This window comes from Limnochorda pilosa (assembly GCF_001544015.1).
In the GTDB taxonomy this organism is placed as follows: Bacteria; Bacillota; Limnochordia; order Limnochordales; family Limnochordaceae; genus Limnochorda; species Limnochorda pilosa.
Window position 1 is genome coordinate 2,240,710 of record NZ_AP014924.1, and the last position, 16,653, is coordinate 2,257,362.

Annotated in this window: 13 protein-coding genes; 2 read left to right on the plus strand and 11 right to left on the minus strand. The window is 67.1% G+C overall.

The features are described 5' to 3' along the window. Nucleotides 1-69: 69 nt before the first annotated feature. On the minus strand, nucleotides 70-1,116 hold the full coding sequence (locus LIP_RS09880) for an LLM class flavin-dependent oxidoreductase (RefSeq protein WP_068137568.1): 1,047 nt from the start codon (nucleotides 1,114-1,116) through the stop codon (nucleotides 70-72). Between the two features lie 419 nt (nucleotides 1,117-1,535). Here LIP_RS09880 and LIP_RS09885 point away from each other — a divergent pair, with 419 nt between their 5' ends. Both LIP_RS09885 and LIP_RS09890 read left to right on the plus strand, forming a co-directional pair. Next, a complete protein-coding gene (locus LIP_RS09885) occupies nucleotides 1,536-2,180 on the plus strand; it encodes an L-ribulose-5-phosphate 4-epimerase (protein ID WP_068141862.1) in 645 nt (214 codons plus the stop codon). A 32-nt stretch (nucleotides 2,181-2,212) separates the two neighbouring features. Next, nucleotides 2,213-3,577, plus strand: coding sequence for a sn-glycerol-1-phosphate dehydrogenase (locus LIP_RS09890; RefSeq protein ID WP_068137572.1), 1,365 nt, complete (start codon nucleotides 2,213-2,215; stop codon nucleotides 3,575-3,577). Nucleotides 3,578-3,639: 62 nt separating this feature from the next. On the opposite strand, the gene LIP_RS20045 is transcribed toward LIP_RS09890, so the two are convergent. The 10 genes from LIP_RS20045 to LIP_RS09940 all read right to left on the minus strand — a co-directional run bounded on the left by LIP_RS20045 (nucleotide 3,640) and on the right by LIP_RS09940 (nucleotide 16,649). Continuing rightward, nucleotides 3,640-5,052, minus strand: a complete 1,413-nt coding sequence (locus LIP_RS20045) for an L-fucose/L-arabinose isomerase family protein (RefSeq protein WP_068137575.1) — start codon at nucleotides 5,050-5,052, stop codon at nucleotides 3,640-3,642. A 75-nt stretch (nucleotides 5,053-5,127) separates the two neighbouring features. After that, on the minus strand, nucleotides 5,128-6,831 hold the full coding sequence (locus LIP_RS09900; RefSeq protein WP_198409491.1) for a ribulokinase: 1,704 nt from the start codon (nucleotides 6,829-6,831) through the stop codon (nucleotides 5,128-5,130). A 14-nt stretch (nucleotides 6,832-6,845) separates the two neighbouring features. Continuing rightward, on the minus strand, nucleotides 6,846-7,832 hold the full coding sequence (locus tag LIP_RS09905) for an ABC transporter permease (protein ID WP_082726132.1): 987 nt from the start codon (nucleotides 7,830-7,832) through the stop codon (nucleotides 6,846-6,848). A gap of 67 nt (nucleotides 7,833-7,899) precedes the next feature. After that, nucleotides 7,900-9,396, minus strand: a complete 1,497-nt coding sequence (locus LIP_RS09910) for a sugar ABC transporter ATP-binding protein (protein ID WP_068137583.1) — start codon at nucleotides 9,394-9,396, stop codon at nucleotides 7,900-7,902. 66 nt (nucleotides 9,397-9,462) lie between these two features. After that, nucleotides 9,463-10,443: a substrate-binding domain-containing protein gene (locus LIP_RS09915; RefSeq protein WP_068137586.1), complete on the minus strand. Its 981-nt coding sequence runs from the start codon at nucleotides 10,441-10,443 to the stop codon at nucleotides 9,463-9,465. Nucleotides 10,444-10,663: 220 nt separating this feature from the next. Then, nucleotides 10,664-11,659: a LacI family DNA-binding transcriptional regulator gene (locus LIP_RS09920; protein WP_231699417.1), complete on the minus strand. Its 996-nt coding sequence runs from the start codon at nucleotides 11,657-11,659 to the stop codon at nucleotides 10,664-10,666. A 147-nt stretch (nucleotides 11,660-11,806) separates the two neighbouring features. Further along, nucleotides 11,807-13,339, minus strand: coding sequence for a xylulokinase (gene xylB / locus LIP_RS09925; protein WP_068137595.1), 1,533 nt, complete (start codon nucleotides 13,337-13,339; stop codon nucleotides 11,807-11,809). Nucleotides 13,340-13,404: 65 nt separating this feature from the next. After that, nucleotides 13,405-14,802 (minus strand): cellulase family glycosylhydrolase, encoded by a 1,398-nt coding sequence (locus LIP_RS09930; RefSeq protein ID WP_068137600.1) that lies wholly within the window; start codon nucleotides 14,800-14,802, stop codon nucleotides 13,405-13,407. A gap of 41 nt (nucleotides 14,803-14,843) precedes the next feature. Beyond that, complete coding sequence (locus LIP_RS09935; RefSeq protein ID WP_082726135.1) at nucleotides 14,844-15,740, minus strand: carbohydrate ABC transporter permease; 897 nt, start codon at nucleotides 15,738-15,740, stop codon at nucleotides 14,844-14,846. A 3-nt stretch (nucleotides 15,741-15,743) separates the two neighbouring features. Then, a complete protein-coding gene (locus LIP_RS09940) occupies nucleotides 15,744-16,649 on the minus strand; it encodes a carbohydrate ABC transporter permease (protein WP_198409492.1) in 906 nt (301 codons plus the stop codon). Between the last annotated feature and the right edge of the window lie 4 nt (nucleotides 16,650-16,653).

Here is a 16,653-nt window from a genome sequence, read left to right on the forward strand (position 1 = left end):
CGTGGGATGAACGGTCTGGCGGCCGAAGCCGGGTTCGGGGACCAGGGGGCGGTGGGAGCCGTCGAGCCACTACGGCACCTGCCCGGCAGCTGTGGCCGTCTCCCGTCGGACGACCGGCGCCACCTCGGTGCCCAGGAGCTCGATGGCACGCAGGACCTTCTCGTGTGGAAGGGTGCCGACGGTGAGCTGCACGAGAAAGCGGTCGTGTCCGAAAAGCTCGTGCTGAAACAGGATCTTCTCCGTCACCTGCTGGGGACTCCCCACGAAGTCAGCCCCCCGCAGCGACCGGGACCATTCGAATTGCTCCCGTGTCAGGGGAGGCCAACCTCGCTCTCGCCCGATGCGATCCATCATCCTCTTGAAGGCCGGGAAGGCGATTTCGGCTGCTTCCTGCGACGTCTCCGCGATGAAGCCGTGGGAGTTGATGCTCAAACGGGGCGGAGGGTGCCCGGCCTGCCGTGCCGCCCGGCGGTGGATCTCGACGAGCGGTGCGAAACGCTCCGGCATACCACCGATGATGCCGAGGGCCATCGGCAATCCCAGCCGACCCGCACGTACCGCCGAGCGGGGCGTGCCCCCGACCGCGACCCAGACGGGGACGGGGTTCTGAAGCGGCCTGGGATAGACGCCCGCGTCGTTCAGCGGCGGCCGGTGCTTGCCCGACCAGGTGACGCGCTCGGAGGCGCGTATTCTGAAGAGGAGAGCAAGCTTTTCGTCGAAGAGCTCGTCATAGTCCGCGAGATCGTAGCCGAACAACGGGAAGGATTCGATGAACGACCCGCGGCCGACCATGATCTCCGCCCGGCCACCCGAGAGCAGGTCCAGGGTGGCGAAGGCTTCGAAGACGCGGACCGGATCGTCGGAGCTGAGGACGCTGACCGCGCTCGTGAGCCGGATCCGTTTCGTGCGTTCGGCTGCGGCCGCCAGCAGGACCGCCGGCGCGGAGACGGTGAAGTCCGGACGATGGTGCTCGCCCACGCCGAACACGTCCAGGCCCACCTGATCGGCGAGTTCGATCTCCTCCATGAGCCGGCGCAATCGTTCACCGGGGCTGATCAGCTGACCGGTTTCCAGGTCTTCGGTTCGCTCTCCAAAGGTATATATACCGATCTCCACCGGCTGCCTTTGCCTCCTCCACTGCCAGGCATAGCTTCTTCCGCTGGCGCACAACGCATGAGCGGTGAACGGACGGGCGGGGGGACCGGCGCACACCCGAGAGACAGATGACGAGGGCCGCCTTCTGACCGCTGCCCCATGCGCTTCCCCATGAAAACATACTACATCGCCTTGGCAGAGTGGCAAGCGCCGGCCGGGCACCCTGGTTGCTCGCGGCTCCGTCCCTGGATGGCATCCGCCGAACGCGTCTACCGGACAGGCCCCTTGCGGCCTGACCGAGCGGGAGCCGTGAAGGTCCATGAACCCCCTCCGGCGAAAAGGGAGTGGGTCGGCGCCCCGACAGGGTCGCCTGGGCTGGGCTCCTCAATGCCGGGCGGTCCGGGTCGAGGTGAGCATGCTTCGAGAGAGGGGTCGTGGAGATGCTGGAAGCGCTCCGCCAGGCGGTCTGGGAGGCGAACGTCCGGCTCCCCCGGGAGCGACTCGTCACCATGACCAGCGGCAACGCCTCGGGCCGTGATGCAGAGACCGGCCTGGTCGTCATCAAGCCCAGCGGCGTGCTGTACGACGAGCTGCAGCCCGAAGACCTGGTGGTCGTCGACCTGGACGGGAACGTGGTCGAAGGTCGCCTGAGGCCGTCGGTCGATACATCCACGCACCTCTATATCTACCGCGAACGGCCCGACGTGGGCGGCGTCATCCATACCCACTCGCCCTACGCGACCAGCTTCGCGGCATTGGGTGAGCCGATCCCGGTGGTCCTCACCGCGATCGCCGACGAATACGGCGGACCCATTCCCTGCGGCCCCTATGCGCCCGTTGGCGGCGACGCGATCGGTCGGGCGGTGGTGGAGCACATCGGCTCATCCCCGGCCATCCTGCTGAAGAGCCACGGGATCTTCGCCCTCGGCCGCGACGTCCACGCCGCCCTGAAGGCGGCGGTGATGGTGGAGGACGTGGCGAAGACGGTGCATCTGGCCATGCTGCGAGGCCGGCCGGAGCCGTTGCCCGACGAAGAGGTCGCCCGAGCCCACCGGGCCTACCTGGAGAAGTACGGCCAGCGTTAGGGGCAAGCCTCTTCCGCGAAAGGAAGCCTTCCATGTCCCTGGAACTCTTGCGGCAGGTGACCGGTTGGTCCGATCCAAGCCTCGCGTCGCTGGTGGGCCGGGAGTTCTCCTGTCCCTGCGGCCGGACGCATGCCCTTCCCATCGACACCCTGGCGACCCATTCCGGATCGCTTCAGGAAGTGGGCGCCTTCCTGAAGCGGCAGGGCGCCTCGGGGGTCTGGATCATCGCCGACCAGATCACCTACGAGGCGGCGGGGCGGGCGGTGGAGGAAGCATGCCGGGCGAGCGGGCTTGCCGTCGAGCCGACCATCCTGCCGGGCGACCCAGCCCCCCACGCCGATCGAGAGGCCTTAGGCCGCCTCGCCTTCGACCTCCAGCCTGGCCGGATCCCCCTGGTAGCGGTAGGCTCTGGAACCGTCTGCGATCTGGCCCGTTTCATGGCCTACCGAACCGGCACCTTCTTCGTCGCCGTCCCCACAGCTCCCAGCGTGGACGGCTTTACCTCCTCGGTGGCTGCGATGCTCGTCGATGGGGTGCGGATCACCTATCCCGCCGCCCCTCCCCGGGCCATCTTCGCGGACCCCGCCGTCTTCGCCCGGGCACCCCACACTCTGATCGCTTCCGGTTACGCCGAGATGTTGGGCAAGCTCACCGCCCTCGCGGACTGGCGCCTCGCGACGACGCTGAACGGCGAGTACCACTGCCCCGTGGCCGAGGAACTGGTCCTGGAAGCGGTGCGCCCCATCCTGTCGGACCCTTCCTCGACCTCGGCGCTGATGGAGGCTCTGCTCTGGGTGGGGCTTGCGATGCTGTTGGTGGGCAACTCCCGCCCCGCCTCGGGGGCGGAGCACCACCTGGCTCACTACTGGGAGATGCGGGCCCTGTGGGAAGGGCGCGACCCGCTCCTCCACGGCCTACGGGTGGGCGTGGCGTCGGTCCTGGTCCAGAGGGTCTACGGGGAGATCCTTCAGCGCCGTCGGGAGATCGTTCCTCGCCTGGCCGGCCACGGGTCCCGGCGGTCGCCCCACGGCACCGAGGCCGATATCCGCGCCTGGTACGGCCCCGTGGCGGAGCGGCTCCTGGAGGAGCACGCCTCCTGGTCCGGTTCGTCCTACGGCCCCCGCCCCCTCACCGCCCCCGGGCTCGCCGCCGCCGGGGATGCGGTAGGGCCCTACCTGCTGCCGCTTGAGGCGGCCACGGCTTTCCTGCGGAAGGTCGGTGCGCCCGCGCTCCCCCATGAGATCGGCGTGGACCCGGATCTGGTTCGGACCAGCCTTCGGGCAGCGAAGGAGGTACGCCACCGCTTCACGATCCTCCACCTGGCGAGCGAGCTGGGTCTCCTGGACGAAGTGAGCGAAGCCCTCGCGCAGGAGGCGGGGAGGGAAGTGTCCGCCTAAGGTCTCCCCGCCCCGCCTCGCACGATCAGGCGGGATCGGACCGTGGCGCCCGGCCCCACCACTCAACCCTGGTGCCGGTACACCTCCCAGCCCAGGTACCGCTCCATCGCCTCCTGCACCGCGTCGGCGGTGAGGGACATGTTGATGGAGACATGGTGCTCGAAGCCATGGGTGCAGATGTGGCGCAGGAGCCCCTGGAGGTTGGGGATCTTCACCACGCCGTAGCCGCCGAAGGTGGAGAGCGGGTCGCGGGTCAGCTCCCCTTCCCCGACGTAGGCCCGGATCCTCCCCGCACGGTCGTCGGTGGAGACCCGCACGTAGGTGAAGGGCCCCGGCTTGACTCGCCCCACGATGGTCCCGTACGCATTCTCCTTGCCCACCGTTCCCGCGATGATCTCCTGGTAGTCCATCGTCGACTCCTCGAAGATCTCCTTCGGCAGGTTGCTGCAGTGGAAGATCACGCCCCGGTCGGGATCGTCACCGTAGTTGTTGTTCCAGTCGACAATGGCGCTGGGCCGCCCCGAGGCGAGCTGAAGGAGGTACATCCCCACCAGTCCCGTCACGTCCACCTCGCAGGCCGAGGGCATCAGGCCGTTGCTCATCATGCTCATGAGGGTGCACGGCACCACGCCGAAGAACTGCTCCAGTGCCGTCCAGCACTGGATGGCCGTTCCCGTCAGCTCGTTCTCGGCCATCCACCGGTCCAGCACCACGCCGAACCGGGCCATCTTCACCAGCGAGCCAGGGGGGACACCCCGGGTGGGCACGTACTCCTGGATCGCCTCCAGCTTCCGGCGGACCGCCGGATCGTCGTCCGGGACCTTCGCCACCAGGCCCAGCACCTCGCCCAGGTCGATGGGCACCACGGTGATACCCGCAGCCTCCAGCAGCTTCTCGCTGTAGCGGACCGTGGTGAAGTTGGCCGGACGGGTCCCGACGGCTCCCAGCCGAACCCCGCGCACGCCTTTGACGACCCGGCAGAGGGCGGCGAAGCGCCGCAGGTCCTGGCGGAAGGAAGGGGAGTCGGGGTTCACCGTGTGCTGGTCGGTCAGGGAGAAGCGGATGCCGTACTGCTGCAGGTTGTTGCAGACCGACATCTTTCCACAGAAGCTGTCCCGCCGGGACTGGACGGTCATACGGCTCACGTCGTCCGGGAAGGCGTGGACCAGGACCGGCACGCCGAGACCCGACAGCCGGATGGCGTCGGCGACGGCCCGCTCGTCCCCGAAGTTGGGCAGGGTGACCAGGATCCCGTCGATCCGGTCGCGGTTTGCCTTGAAGAGGTCCGCGCACTTCTTCGCGTCGGACCAGTTCTCCACGGCCCCGTAGACCCGGGTCGCCTCCGGGTCCAGGATGACCGCGTCGATCCCTTCCTCGTCCAGCACCCTGAGGATCTCCTGCCTCCCCGCCTCGCAGAGGTGAGCCGGGAAGAAGTCACGGTTGCCTACGATGACGCCTAGTGTCGTGCGTGCCACGGCCTAGTCCCCTCCTGATGATAGCACCGGTTCGATCTCCGCCCCGCACCCGAGCCGCCCCTGCCCTGCGGACAGCTACCTGCACGCCGGACCGCCGGCGCTGCGCCACCGGGCGCGCATCTCCTTCAGCCGCTTCATCACGTCGTTCGCCCCGCGCCCGAAGTAGTCGTGGAGAAGGACGTACTCCCGGTAGAGCGGCTCGTAGAAGGCAGAGGCCTCGGGATCGGGGCGGTAGACCTCCTCCTTCAGGCCCGCCATCCGGGCGGCTGCGTCCACGATGCTGGCGTAGCCCCCGCCTTCCGGTCCTGCCGCCACCGCTGCGAACATGGCCGATCCCAGGGCCGGGGTCTGGCTCGAGCGGGCGACGCGGATCGGCCGCTGGGTCACGTCCGCGTAGATCTGCATCAGGAGGCGATTCCGCTCCGGCAGCCCGCCGCAGGCGTAGAGCTCCTCGATGGCTATCCCCCGCGCCTCGAACGTGTCGATGATCACCCGGGTTCCGAACGCGGTCGCCTCGATCAGCGCCCGGTAGATCTCCTCAGGGGTGGTGGAGAGCGTCATCCCCAGGACCATCCCCGCCAGGTCCGCGTCCACCAGCACAGACCGGTTCCCATTCCACCAGTCCAGGGCCAGCAGCCCGCTCTCACCCGGCTGCAGGCGGGCGGCCTTCTCCTCCAGGAGCTCGTGGACGCTGATGCCGCGCCGCCGGGCCTCCTCCCCGTACCCCTCCGGTACCCCCTGTTCCACGAACCATCCGAAGATGTCCCCCACCGCCGCCTGGCCCGCCTCGTACCCGTAGTAGCCGGGCAGGATGCCGTCCTCCACCACCCCGCACATCCCCTCCACCTCCACCTGCTCCTTGCCCAGGACCAGGTGGCAGATGGAGGTCCCCATCACCATCACCATCTTGTTGGGGCTCACCACGGTACAGGCGGGAACGGCCACGTGCGCGTCGACGTTGGCCACCGCGACGGCGATGCCGGGCCGCAGCCCCAGCTTCTCGGCCCAGACCTGCGTCAGCCCGCCGGCCCGGGCGCCCTGGGGCAGGATCGAACGGGACATCTTCTCGTCCACGATGCCGGCCAGGCGCGGGTCCAACGCCGCGAAGAACTCCCCATCGGGGAAGCCCTCCCGCTTGCTCCAGATCGCCTTGTACCCTGCCGTGCAGGCGTTGCGCGTCTCAACCCCCGTCAGCTGCCAGATCACCCAGTCCGCAGCCTCCAGGAGCCGGTCCGCCGCCTCGTACACCTCCGGCGCCTCATCGAGGATCTGCCACGCCTTGGGGAAGAACCACTCGGACGAGATCTTCCCGCCGTACCGGGCCAGAAACCGCTCGCCCCGCTCCCGGGCGACGGCGTTCAGCCGGTTGGCGTGGGGCTGGGCGGCGTGGTGCTTCCACAGCTTCACCCAACTGTGCGGGTTGGACCGATACGCCTCCAGGAAGCAAAGCGGCGTCCCATCGGCCTTGGTGGGCAACATGGTGCACGCGGTGAAGTCGACGCCGATCCCGATCACCTGCTCTGGGGCCACCTGCCCCAGCTCCAGGACCCGCGGAACGGTCTCCTCCAGCGTCCGCAGGTAATCGGCCGGATCCTGCAACGCCGTATCGGGCGGCAGTGGGATATCGCTCCCCGGAAGCCGCTCGTCGATGACGCCGTTCGCATACTCGTACACGGCCGTGGCCACCTCCTCCCCGGTGGCCACCTCCACCAGCACGGCACGCCCCGACAGAGTGCCGAAGTCGATCCCGATGGTGTAGCGGCCGCCGCTCCGATCCAAGGCTCCGTCCCTCCTCATCGGCGCTGCTGGGTGGAGTAGTGGCCGATCAGCACGGCCACGATCACCACGAGACCCAGGATCAACTCCTGCAGGTACGCGCTCACCCCCAGCAGGACCAGCCCGTTGCGCACGATGCCCATGATGATCGCGCCCATGAAGCCGCCCACGATGGAGCCGACACCGCCCATGAGGGAGGCGCCGCCGATGACCGCGCCGGCAATGGCCTGCAGCTCCATGCCCTGGCCTTGCGTCGGGGTCGCCGAGCCGAGGTAGGAGAGCGAAATGGTCGCCGCGAGCCCCGCGGCGGTGGCCGTGAGGATGAAGCCGATCACCTTCACCCGCCCGGTGTTGATGCCCGCCAGCCGGGCCGCCTCCCGGTTTCCGCCCACCGCGAAGGCCTTGAAGCCGAAGCCCGTGACGTGGAGCAGGAAGTACGCAGCCACTGCCATGATCACGAACCAGAGGGCGGGCGCGGGGATCGCTCCCCACAGGCGGGAGCCGGTGATGCTGTAGAAGAACGCAGGCAGGCGCACCGACGCAGGCGATCCGCCCGAGATCAGGAGCGCCACGCCGCGGTAGACCATCATCATGCCCAGGGTGACAATGAAGGAGGGAATCCCGCCTCGCACGGTGAGGACCCCGTTCACCAACCCCATGGCCGCGGCCAGGGCCAGTCCCGCGAGGCTCGCCATCCAGATGCTCATCCCACCGTTGAAGAGGGTCGCGACGACGATGCCCACCACCGCGTACATGGAGCCCACCGAGAGGTCGAACTCTTGCGAGATGATGAGGATCGTCATCGCCAGCGTGATGATGCCCACCACGGAGACCTGCCGGAGGACGTTGAGCAGGTTGAGGCTGGTCAGGAAGGTCGACGTGGTGACCGAGAAGAAGAGCACCAAGAGCACCAGGGCGAGGAGCACCCCGGCTTCCCGGCTTCGCAGCCACGCGGGCAGGTTCCCCGAGCGGCCCACTCCGGCTCCAATAGCCCCTTTCATCATCCATCCTCTCCCTCACAGGCGTCTGCTCGAGTTGAAGGTCCCAAGGCCGCACAGGCCGCGGGCAGCGCTACTTGGCCGTGGCGAGTGCCATCACTCGCTCTCGCGTCGCCTCGCTGCCGCTGAGCGTGCCGGAGACGCGTCGACGCGACATGACGATGACGCGGTCGCTCAGGGCCAGGAGTTCGTCCAGGTCCGACGAGATGAGAATGACGGACACTCCACGCTCTACCAGGCTCCGGATGAGCCGGCGGATCTCGGCCTTGGACCCGACGTCGATACCCCGCGTCGGTTCGTCCAGGATCAAGATCGAGGGATCCGCGCTCAGCCAGCGGGCCAGGAGGACCTTCTGCTGGTTGCCCCCGCTCAGGAAGCGGATGCCCTGGTGGAGACCGGCCGTTCGGATGTCCAGACCCTTCACGGCCTCTTCCCCGCGCTCCCGCGCCGCTCTCCGGTCCCACCGGCCGAAGGCGCGCCTGAGGCGGTCGATGATGACCGCGACGAGGTTCTGCTCCACGTTCATCTCCCAGAAGAGCCCCAGGTTCCGGCGGTCTTCGGTCAGGTAGCCGATCCCCAGGTCGATCGCCTGCCGGGGCGAGGTGACCCGTACCGGCTGACCCTGCAACCGGATCTCCCCCTCGGTCGCCGGGGTCACACCGAAGAGGCAGAGGCCCAGCTCGGTGCGACCTGCTCCCTGGATGCCGGCGATACCGAGAACCTCCTGCCGGTGCAGCTCGAAGGAGACGCCGTGCAGGCCCGAGCGAGCCTCGCCGAGATCCCTCACCTCCAGCACCACGTCCGAGCTGGGCCGGGCATGGGCGGATGGCTGATGCCCGACTCCCATCTCACCCACCATCATCCGCACCACGTCGGCAGTGGTCAGCTGGGCCGTGGGGGTCGTGGCTACGTGCCGTCCGTTGCGCAGGACCGTCACCCGGTCGGTGATCTCCATGACCTCGCTGAGGATGTGGCTGACGAAGAGGATGGTGGTTCCCTCCGCCCGCAGCTTGCGGAGCACGTCGAAGAGGGTCTCGACCTCCCCGGGCGTGAGTGCGGCGGTCGGTTCATCCAGGATGAGCAGGCGGCACTGCTGGGAGAGAGCCTGGACGATGCAGGTCAGTTGCTGCTCGGCCACGCTCAGCCGGCCCACCACCCGCCGTGGATCGATGGAGGTCTGGCCGATGAGGCTGAAGAGCTCGGCGGTCCTTCGCTCCATCTCGGCCCAGTCCGCCCTCCCGCCCCGCTTGAGGATCGGGTGGCCCAGGAAGACGTTCTGAGCCACGGTCAGGTTGGGGCAGAGGGGGATCTCCTGGTGAACCACCGAGATGCCCGACCGCTGCGCCTCGGCAGGGGTGGCGGGCTGGTGGGTGGCCCCCTGGAAGAGGACCTCCCCCGCGTCTTTCGCGTACACCCCGCCGAGGATCTTGATCAGCGTCGACTTGCCTGCGCCGTTCTCGCCGACCAGCCCGTGGATGTGACCCTCCTCGAGGGTGAAGCTCACGTCCTGCAGAGCCTGTACTCCGCCGAAGCGCTTCGAGACCTTCCGTAGCTCCAGGATTGCGGACACCCGTCTCGCCCCCCAATAGACCGTGCACGGCGGGCCGGACCCATCGGCCCGGCCCGCCACCCCACCTTACCGGTAGCCCTGCTCGGCTAGGGAGAGCACATCGTTGACGTTGCTCGCATCCACAATGCTGGCGCCCGTGTCGATGTTCGAGGGAGCGATACCGTAGCGCAGGTAGAGGTAGAGGCCCACCACCGGATAGTAGCCCTGCAGGTAGGGGTTCTGGTCGACGGTGAACTGAGTGTACCCATCCTGGATGTTCTGGAGGGTGCCGGGGACCAGGTCCCAGCCTCCGGAGACGACCCGGCCCTGCAGTCCCAGGTTGCGGATGACGGTGCCCTGTGCCGTGGTACCCGTGGCGTCGACGCTGAAGATGCCCTTGGCGTCGGGATTGGCCAGCAGGAAGCTCTCGAAGGTGGCGACAGCCTGGGTGAGGTCGGCGGTGGTGTGAAGGACCTCATAGGTGATGTCCGTTTGATCCAGGACCTGCCGCACGCCCGCCAGCCGATCCTGCAGGGACGGATGCCCCAGGTCCTCCAGGCCGATGGCCACCTTGCCGGAGGTGCCGACTCGCTTGACGATCTCCTCCCCGAGACTCCGACCGGCCGTGATGTCGTTCTGCCCCACGTACGCCAGCCGCGGATTGTCGCCGGAGGTGTCGTCGGTGTTGGTGGCGACCACCGGGATGCCCCGGTCCAGCGCCTGCTGAACCGGCGCATCGAAGGCGTTCGGGTCCGGAAGGGTGGCGATGATGCCGTCGACGCCCGACTGGATGGCGTTCTCCATGATGCTCACCTGCTCCTCGACGTTGAACAGGTGGGGCCCGAGGTGCCGTACGGTGATGTTGACGCCTTCAGCCAGTGAGATCGCCCGGGCGGCATCCTGCGCGCCCTTCACCAGCGGGACCCAGAAGGAGATGGTCGCGCTGTGGGTGATGACCACGAAATCGTACTGATCCGCCTGGGCCGCGACCGGGACGGTGGTGACGCTTCCGACGATCGCGATCGCCAACACGGTCCCAAGGATGAGACAGAACGTTCGATTTCGCACCGTGCTAACCTCCTTTGTTCGACTTTGTCGATGATCCGTCCATGCTCCGTGGCTGCCCGGCACGGTGCCAGCCGACGCCGCGACGGGCTGCGTGACTCCCCCAAGGCACGTTCATGCCCCGATGCCGACAAAGCCTCGCTGCCAACGACTGCTCTGCCCTGACGCATCCCCCCTCTTCCAGCCGTCCCGTCTCCAGGCCCCACCGAGGGGGACGGCACCCTCAAACGGAGTCGCGTACGATCAGTTGCGGGGAGAGGACCACCCGACCCGGCGCGCCGCCGGCGTCCGAGTCGGCCAGCCGGTCGATCAGGATGCGGGCCGCCTCCTGGCCGAGCCGGCGTTTGGCGACGCCCACGGTGGTCAGAGGTGTCTCGAGCATGCCGGCGATGTCGATGTCGTCGTACCCCACCACGGAGACATCGTCGGGCACGGAGATGTTCGCCTCCTTCAGCGCCCGCAGCACGCCGATGGCGACGAAGTCGCTGAAGGCGAAGACGGCATCGAAGTCGACGCCGTCCTCGAGCGCCGTCTTGACGGTGGTATAGGCCGCATCGGACGTGGGGTTGACCTGGATCACCCGCTCGGGAACGAGAGCCACGCCCTGCCTCTCCAGCGCCTCCGAGTACCCCTTGTAGCGTTCCAGGCTGCTCCAGTTGGAGAACGGCGCGGTCACGAATAGGATGCGGGAGCGGCCCCGCGAGCAGAGATGCTCCACCGCCAGGTACGCACCCGCCGCGTCGTCGTTGAGCACGGCCGCGAGCCCCAGGCCAGGGCAATCGCGGGCGATGAGAACGACGGGGATGGGGCCTCCACACAGCTCCGAGACGGCCCTTGCGTCGGTTCGCACCGGCGTCAGCAGAATCCCCGCAACCCGCTGCTCCACCAGGATGTTCAGCGCTTCGGCCTCGAGCCTCTCGTCCTCGCTGGTGTTGCAGAGGACGATGTTGTACCCGCGCTGGCGAGCCTCTGCCTCGATCCCCTGGACGACCGCGGCGAAGAAGGGGTTGACGAAGTCCGGCACCACCACGCCCAGGGTGTGGCTCGTCTGACGACGCAGGTTCCGCGCCACCACGTTGGGCCGATACCCGAGACGCGTCGCGGTCCGCAGGACGTGCTGCCGGGTCTCCGGGCTCACGTCCGGTTTCCCGTTCAACGCCCTCGAAACGGTGTTGATGGAGAGCCCCGTTGCCGATGCAATATCCCGCAGCCGCACCATGCCCACATCAAGCGCCTCTATTCGGACCGTCGCGAATCATGGCTCTTATCGGTATCGCAACGATACCGGTATCGTTACCAACCCTTTCGTCATCTCTCGAGGAATTCCTTCCAGGACTCTCGGTTTCGCAAACCCAGCTTCCGACGCCTACTCTGACCGCCGCGCCGCCTCCCGAAAGAGCGGCCGCAACGCCTGGTACAGGGAGCGGAACATCGCGTACCCCGCCTCGTAGCGCAACCGGAGGCCTTCCTGAGGCTCCACGCGGTCCGTGACCCGCACCGTCGCGTCGGCCGCCTCCGCGACGTCGGCCCAGACGCCGCTCCCCACCCCGGCCAGCAGCGCCGCGCCGTAGCCGGGACCTTCGTCCACGTTGAGGCGGGCGATCGGAACCTGCAGGACATCGGCCAGGATCTGGCGCCAGAGAGGACTCCTCGCCCCTCCCCCCAGCGCCCGCAACGCCTCGATCTCCATCCCCAGGGAGCGGAGGATCTCCAGACTGTCCTTCAGCCCGTAGGCTACTCCTTCCAGAACCGCCCGGATCAGATCTTCCCGACGGTGCGCGCTGCTGAGCCCGAACCAGACGCCCCGGGCATGAGGGTCCGCGTGGGGCGTCCGCTCCCCGTTCAGGTACGGCAAGAACCAGAGCCCCCGTGCCCCGGCGGGGCTCCGCTCCGCCTCCCGGGCAAGCAGATCGTAGGCGTCGGCCCCCGTCAGCTCCGCCGCCATCCGCTCCAGGTGCCCCAGCTCCTCCCGAACCCATCGGAGGCTCAGGCCCGCGGCCAGCATGACCCCCATGAGGTACCAGGCCCCAGGGACCGCGTGGTTGAAGGTGTGCACCCTCCCACCCTCGTCCCGCCGCGGCTCCGGAGCGTGGCAGAGGACCACACCCGACGTACCGATGCTGACCAGCGCCCTCCCCGCACGGACCACCCCTGCGCCAACAGCCCCGCAGGCGTTGTCCGCACCGCCGGCCACGACCGGTACGCCCGGCGGGAGCCCCGTCTCCGCCGCGGCAGACTCGGTGAGCCTCCCTGCCACGTCCGCTGAGCCCAACACCGGGGGCAGTTGATCGTGCCTCAGCCCCACCGACTCCACCAGGTCCGTGGACCAGTCCATGCGCTCGACATCGAAGAGCCCCGTTCCGGCAGCATCCGAGACCTCGGTGGACTTCTCGCCCGTCAACCGGTAACGAACGTAGTCCTTCGGAAGGAGCAGCACGTCCACCCGCCCAAAGTTCTCGGGCTCGTACCGGCGCAGCCACAGGACCTTGGGGGAGGTGAAACCCTCCATGGCGGGGCTCCCGGCGAGACGGATCATCCGCTCCCGCCCCACGGTCCGGTTCAGCTCGCGCACCTCTTCGGCCGTCCGGGTGTCACACCAGAGCAGGGGAGGCCGCACCACGTCCCCGGACCGATCCAGGAAGACCGAACCGTGCATCTGCCCGGAGAGGCCGATGCCAGCCACATCCGCCGGTGCCAGGCCCGACTGCCGGATCACCTCGCGCACGCCTTCCACCGCGGCCCGATACCACGCCGCCGGGTCCTGCTCGGCCCACCCCGGGCGCGGCGTCTCCAGCGGGTACTCCCGGTAGGCCCGGGCGACCACCCGTCCTTCATCATCGACCAGCAGTGTCTTCGTTCCGCTGGTCCCCACGTCAATGCCGATCAGCCATCGACCCATGGACACCCTTCCTCCCCTGCCGCGCCCGGCCGTGGGTTGCGAATGGCGGCTTGGCCTCGTTCGCGTCAACTCTTCCAGCTTGCGGACAGAACCTCGATCAGACCCTCGCGCCTCCTGCCGTTCTTCAACTCGAAGGCCTCCCGCTGCATGACCGCTATCTCTTCCGGGCTCATGTCGGCGAAGAGCATGGCGTACAGAGGCACGACGGCATTGGCCAAGTCTCCATAGACGACTCGTTCCACCAGGTATTCCTTCAAGCCGGCCAGATCCAGGCTGAAATCCCAGAGCCGTGACCCGATCTGGTCCACCAGGTGCCGGATCGCCGCCCCGGGCCACCCCAAGTCGCGCGTGGTCCACTTGTCGAGCCCCAACTCCTGCTTGAGCCGCAGCATCGGACGCAACCGGCGCAGGTACTCGGAATCGGCGCCCGGCACCACCAATCCCTGCGGGCCCACGTCCTTGTACGTCCAAAGGGTCCAGTGGAAACCGAACTCATCAAAGAGCTCGATCTGATCCTTCAGCGCCGCAAGCCGTGCTTGATCCGACGGAGTTGGCTCGAGGACGTCTCCGTCGTACAGGGCACCAAACTCTCCGACCCAGTTGGGCAGGTCGCGTTCCAACATCCATCGGTTCGTCTCCTCCAGGTCTCTCCGAAGCCAGGCGCGGTCACCGTACACCCCTTCTACGGGGCCAGGGTACCGCCTGGCCTTGTGGGTGACGACCGTGTAGTTGTGCGAACTCCAGACCACGTTCTCGTCCAATGCCTCATCGAGCCCATCGAACCGGCGGGACCAGTCGTTGCCTTCCAGGAAGAGGATGTGCCTCCGATCAACCCGGCGAATGGCCCCCGCCAGCTCCTTGTACAACCTGTTCAGCACGGACACCGACGGGGCATTGGGCTCGTTGAGGAGGTCGTAGCCCGCCACGGCGGCCGTATCCCTGTAATGGTCCGCAATGTGAGCCCACAGGTCGCGGGCGCGCGCTTGGAAGTCGCGATGCTGCCAGAAGAGCGACACGCCCGTGGGATTGTCGGCGTGCCAGCCTTCATTCTGCCAGCCAGGCGCCGCGTGCAGGTCCAGAATGACGTACATCCCGTGCGTTTCGGCAGTCCGCACGATCCTGTCCAGATGAACGAAGCCCTCGTCCTTGTAGACGCCCGGTCGATCGTCGTCCTCAAAGAGTCGGTAGTTGAACGGTACCCTGACGACCGTCGCTCCGAGTCCCCTCAAGAACCGGATGTCTTCCTCCGAGAAGAAGGCCTCGACGAAGCTCGTCATCCATGTCCGATACCGCTCTTCGCCCAACTCCTCGAGCAGTGCGGACCGCAGCCTGGACTCGCAGCCTGGATAGCCCGTGATGAAGTTCTCCATGTTGAGCCATCCCCCGACCGCCACGCCCCGCAGCCGCACCTCTCGCCCGTCGGTGTCGACGACCTTCTTTCCTTCAGCCCGAAGGAACTTCATGCTCCAACTCCCCTCCGATCACAGGTACTCTCCCGATCTGCCTAAGATCGCAGCGCGCCGGCCGTGAGCCCGCTCACGACGCGTTCTTGAAACACCACGAAGAAGAGGATGGTCGGCAGGCTTCCAAGAAGCACCGTGGCCATGACCGCCGGTGTATCGATGCCGAACTGGCCGAAGAGCTGGCGCAACCCCAGTGGCAAGGTGAACGCCTCGGGTGACTGAAGCAGGACGGAAGCGAAGATGAACTCGTTCCACGCGCCGATGAGGTTGTAGATGGCCACCGTAGCCAGGGCCGGACCTGCGAGCGGCAGCGTGATCCGATAGAAGGTCTGGAAGTAGGTGCACCCGTCGATCCGGGAAGCATCCTCCAGTTCCTTCGGGATCTGCGAGAAGAACTCGGTGAGAATGAAAACGGATATGGGCAGGCCGAACCCCACGTAAGGCCCGATCAACGCCACGAGCGTGTCGTATGTCCCCATCCGCTGCGTCATGATGTAGATGGGAATGAGGGTGATGTGAATGGGGATCATCATGCCGGCCAGAATCCACAGGAACAAGGGCCGGCGGCCGGGGAACGTCATGCGTGCAAAGGCATAGGCTGCCAGACTGCTAAGGGCGACGATCAAGAGGACCGAAACAACCGAAACGAACACGCTGTTCGTCAGGTACCTGGGGAAGTCGCTCGCCCACACGGATCCGAAGTTGGACAGATTCAGCCGAGAAGGGAGTTCCCAGGGGCTCACCAGAAACTCACGCATGGTCTTGAAGGCCGTGAGTCCCATGAAGAAGATGGGGAACGCCGCAACAGCCAGCCAGACGAGGGCGAGAAGATAGGCCCCGGCTTCGTTGAGGCGCCGTTTCCACACGGGCCGACGGCGCGTGCGTACGGATGGGCGCTGGATGCTCAGGGCCGCACGGGCGTCCCCCGAAGTCGACATTCGCTATGCCTCCCGCCGAAACTGAGTGACGTAGAGCAGCAACGCACTTACAACGAACGCGATCAGAAAGGAAGCGACGGCAACGCTGCTTCCGTAACCCATCTGGAACTGGTTGAAGGCCGTCTTGAACATATGGGTGGCCATGAGCTCACTCGCGTGGTTCGGGCCACCCCCGGTCATGATGTAGATGAGGTCGAAGTACTTGAGCGACCCAACCAGCGAGAGCACGACGGCCGTCCGAATGGTTCCCACCAGCAAGGGGAGTGTAACGTACCAGAAAGCCTTGCTTCCCGTGGCACCGTCGATGGCCGCCGCCTCGTGCAGCTCTTGCGGAATCCCAACCAGAGCTGCTTGGAACAAGATCATGTAGAAGGGAATGAACTGCCAGGCGATGGTCGCGATGACGGCCCACAGGGCGGTACGCTCGTCACCAAGCCAGCCCCGCATCCAGCCGTGCAGGCCAAGTCGAGCCAGGAGGTCGTTGACGACGCCCATGCTCGGGTCATAGATGAAGATCCACAGGATGCCTATGGCCACAGTAGGCATCATGTGTGGCACGAAGTAGGCTGTTCGAAAGAAACGCATGCCACGGAGGCCGCGCGTGAGCAGGAGGGCCAGGCCCAGGGCCACCGGGAGCTGCGTAACGAGGGATCCAGCCACCAGGCGCAGATTGTTGCCGACCGCGCGCCAGAAGACGGAGTCCTGCAGAAGCCGCCCAAAGTTGCCCGATCCCACGAACGTCCCGGTCCTGCTGACGCCGGACCAGTCGAAGAGGCTGTAGTACACGGATAGCAGGATCGGTCCAGCCACGAAGGTCCCGTAGACCACCATGGCGGGAAGCAGGAAGGCATAGGCCGTCCACATCCGCTTGGTGGCCGCACCCCTCGGAACGGGAACTCCGCGCACCATCGAC

Bases quoted from the DNA above. Each gene is read 5' to 3' on its own strand.
- LIP_RS09885 (WP_068141862.1), top strand. From the start codon at position 1,536: ATGCTGGAAGCGCTCCGCCAGGCGGTCTGGGAGGCGAACGTCCGGCTC.
- LIP_RS09890 (WP_068137572.1), top strand. From the start codon at position 2,213: ATGTCCCTGGAACTCTTGCGGCAGGTGACCGGTTGGTCCGATCCAAGC.
- LIP_RS09905 (WP_082726132.1), bottom strand. From the start codon at position 7,832: ATGATGAAAGGGGCTATTGGAGCCGGAGTGGGCCGCTCGGGGAACCTG.
- LIP_RS09920 (WP_231699417.1), bottom strand. From the start codon at position 11,659: ATGGTGCGGCTGCGGGATATTGCATCGGCAACGGGGCTCTCCATCAAC.
- xylB (WP_068137595.1), bottom strand. From the start codon at position 13,339: ATGGGTCGATGGCTGATCGGCATTGACGTGGGGACCAGCGGAACGAAG.
- LIP_RS09930 (WP_068137600.1), bottom strand. From the start codon at position 14,802: ATGAAGTTCCTTCGGGCTGAAGGAAAGAAGGTCGTCGACACCGACGGG.
- LIP_RS09935 (WP_082726135.1), bottom strand. From the start codon at position 15,740: ATGTCGACTTCGGGGGACGCCCGTGCGGCCCTGAGCATCCAGCGCCCA.
- LIP_RS09940 (WP_198409492.1), bottom strand. From the start codon at position 16,649: ATGGTGCGCGGAGTTCCCGTTCCGAGGGGTGCGGCCACCAAGCGGATG.